The sequence below is a fragment of the Actinomadura sp. HBU206391 genome, from assembly GCF_014323665.1.
Classification (GTDB): domain Bacteria; phylum Actinomycetota; class Actinomycetes; order Streptosporangiales; family Streptosporangiaceae; genus Actinomadura_C.
Genome location: NZ_JABVEB010000453.1, coordinates 1 through 3,016, shown reverse-complemented (window position 1 = coordinate 3,016; position 3,016 = coordinate 1). Strand labels below are relative to the sequence as shown.

Annotated in this window: 3 protein-coding genes and 1 pseudogene; 3 read left to right on the top strand and 1 reads right to left on the bottom strand. The window is 64.4% G+C overall.

Annotation, left to right across the window (positions count from 1 at the left end):
- Positions 1-236: hypothetical protein (locus HKK72_RS40375; RefSeq protein WP_222721656.1), on the bottom strand; the 236-nt coding region annotated here is incomplete at its 3' end.
- A gap of 44 nt (positions 237-280) precedes the next feature.
- Between HKK72_RS40375 and HKK72_RS38155 the strand changes: the two genes are divergently transcribed.
- From HKK72_RS38155 to HKK72_RS38145, 3 genes and pseudogenes are all read left to right on the top strand, one after another.
- Complete coding sequence (locus HKK72_RS38155) at positions 281-1,363, top strand: amidinotransferase (protein ID WP_187239249.1); 1,083 nt, start codon at positions 281-283, stop codon at positions 1,361-1,363.
- Between the two features lie 280 nt (positions 1,364-1,643).
- Positions 1,644-2,681 (top strand): fatty acid desaturase family protein, encoded by a 1,038-nt coding sequence (locus HKK72_RS38150; protein WP_222721655.1) that lies wholly within the window; start codon positions 1,644-1,646, stop codon positions 2,679-2,681.
- Positions 2,665-3,016 (top strand): annotated as a pseudogene (locus tag HKK72_RS38145) (hypothetical protein); the annotation flags it as partial. The gene HKK72_RS38150 and the pseudogene HKK72_RS38145, both read left to right, overlap by 17 nt.

The window sequence follows — 3,016 nt, the reverse complement described above, 5'->3', positions numbered from 1 at the left end:
CACCGCATCAGCTCGGCCGGTCCGTTCGACCGGCCGTTGTGATGCCACAGGCGGCCCTTCAGATTTGTCAGCCAAGCTGTCAGGAATTGCGGATCGGCCGTAATCTCCGGATTCCTTGGAACGATACAAGGCCATCCGACAGGTGGCTTTCTCCTACCCCTTTCAACGACCAGAGTGGGCTTCGCCGTGCGCGGAATCACCGGGGCCGGCGCCGCGTAGCCGAACACCGTCAGCATGCCCCGGGCCCGACGAATGCTCTCCGTGACTCCAAGGAGCGATCTTGTCTGACCCCGTCGCCACGACCGTCAGCCCGGTCAACTCGCACAATGAGTGGGATCCCCTCGAAGAAGTGATCGTCGGTGTTGTGGAAGGCGCCGCCTTCCCGCCGCGGCACCTGTCGGTGGAGGCGCCGCTCGACCAGCAGCAGCGACAGGTCTTCCGGGACCGCGCGGGGACGCCGTTCCCACCGGAGCGGGTCGTCGCCGCGAAGAAGGAACTCGACGAGCTCTGCGCGATCCTCGAGGCCGAGGGAGTGCGCGTTCGCCGTCCCGTTCCGCAGGACCAGTCGCGGGAGTACGGCGGCCCGGGATGGAAGAGCACCGGCCTCTATGACGCGATGCCGCGCGACGTCCTCATCGTCTTCGGCGACGAGATCCTGGAGTCGCCCATGGCGTGGCGATCGCGGTACTTCGCGACGTCGGCATACCGGCCGTTGCTCAAGGAGTATCTCCGCGGCGGGGCGCGGTGGGAGGCCGGGCCGAAGCCGGAGCTTCCCGACGAGCTGTACGACCTCGACTGGTCCGACGGCCCGGAGGGCGGGCCGGGCCACTCAGTGATCACCGAGTTCGAGCCGGTCTTCGACGCCGCCGACTTCATTCGCTGCGGACGCGACATCTTCGCGCAGCTCAGCAATGTCACGAACGACATCGGCATCGAGTGGCTGCGCCGTCATCTCGGCGATGAGTACCGGGTGCACGTCCTGCAGTTCGACGACCCGCATCCGATGCACATCGACGCCACCCTGATGCCGTTGGCGCCGGGGAAGCTGCTCATCAATCCCGAACGGGTTCCGAGGGTGCCGGCGATCTTCAAGGGCTGGGACGTTCTGCACGCCCCAAAGCCGATCATTCCGGACGAGCACCCGCTGTACATGACGAGCAAATGGATCAATATGAACGTTCTCATGATCGACGAGCAGCGGGTGCTCGTCGAGCGCCAGGACGAGCCGATGATCGCTGCGATGAGGAAGTGGGGGCTGACGCCCATTCCCTGTAACTTCCGTAACTTCAACAGCTTTGGTGGCTCCTTCCACTGCGCGACCGTCGACGTGCGTCGGCGCGGCACCCTCGAATCGTATTTCTAGCGTCGTGGGCCGGTGTGGTCGTCGTCTGTCGCGGCTGACCGAAGGGGTGTAAGAGATTGACCGGAGGTCTGACTATTCTTGAATGATCCGGCGCAATAGGTCGTATGACGGGAACGTTCCAGCTCTCACCTGTGATAACTACTACTCGTGAGTAGATGATCACCGGTAGAGAGGTTGACCGGTTCGCCGGACTCACTTTAAATCAGTGCTGAATACATTCCCAAAGCGATGCTGCCCGGCTCCAGTAATGATCGAGCACTCCATCGGCAATGAGGGAGTTATGGAACCTGATCTGTCCAAGATCCGTGTCGATGCGGACACCATCGAGGATTCGCCGCGGCAGTCGGACGGCACCATCACGCCCGGCCGCACCGGCCGCGTCTGGCGTAATTCACCTCTCGACGCGATGCTGCTCGGCCTGAGCATCGCTCATTTCGCGGCGACACTCGTCATCGCGCTCCAGTGGGATGACCTCGGCCCATGGGGAAGGGCCGGCTGCTTCGCTCTGCTGGTGGGCATGATGGTCTACAACATCATTGTCGTCTCGCATCTGTTCACGCACCAGCCGTGGTTCCGCTCGTCGAAGCTGAACGGGCTTGTGTCCATTCTCAACTCGGTGAACATCGCGCAGTCCGTGCAGGAGTACCGGATCAGCCATGTGCGGAATCACCACCGGTACAACAACGACCGGAAGGGGCCGGACGGCACGACGAAGGACGTCACGTCGACGTACCGGTACGGCAAGGGGGACGACCACGCGAGCGTCCTGCGGTACTCCGTCGTGGGCGGCGTGCAGACGCTCGTGGACGTCGGCCGGGCACTGGTGGCCGTCCACCGGCTCTGGCGGGTCGGCGCCCACGAGACACTGCTGCTCGAGCTCGCCTCCCGTACGCCCGAGAAGCGCTCCGCCGAGCTGCGCCAGGTGCAACTCGACCGGGCGGTGCAGTTCCTGGGCGTGTGCCTGCTCCTGGTCATCTCCTGGCAGTGGACGCTGCTGTTCTACGTGCCTGCCGTGCTGGTGGCTTTCGTCGTGGTCAACGTGCAGAACTACTACGAGCACTACGGCGCGACACCGGAGAACCGGTACGCGAACTCGGTCAGCCACTACGGCCGGGTCTACAACGCTCTGTCGTTCAACGACGGCTACCACCAGGAGCACCATCTCCACCCGCCGACGCACTGGAGCCGGCTTCCCCTGGTGGGCAAGGAGCGAGAAGCGGAGCTGAATGAGGCCGACCGGGTGATCTCGCCGGTTCCGGCGATCGTCGGTTTCCTGGACCGTAAGCGTGTCGTGAGGGGCAGTGACCGTGGTCAATGATGAGAGCCGCTTCGTCAAGCGGCACAAGTTCCAGGAGGACGTCCTACGCGAGGCCCGGGCCTGCACTCGCGGGGACAACTGGCACGGCCCGCTCGAGACGGCCGAGCACTGGGCGGTCATGGCCTTCTGGATCCTCCTGTCGTACTGGGCCTGGCACAACGTCCACGTGGCCCTGGCGATTCCGCTGTACCTGGCCGCTGTCTTCTTCGTCGGCGGCCGGCAACGCGCCCTCGCCGGAGTGCTGCACCAGGCGACGCACCGTACGCTGATGTCCAACTACAAGGCGGGAGCCGTCATCGGCTCGGTCTTCGCCGGCTACCCCCTGCTGCAGAGCT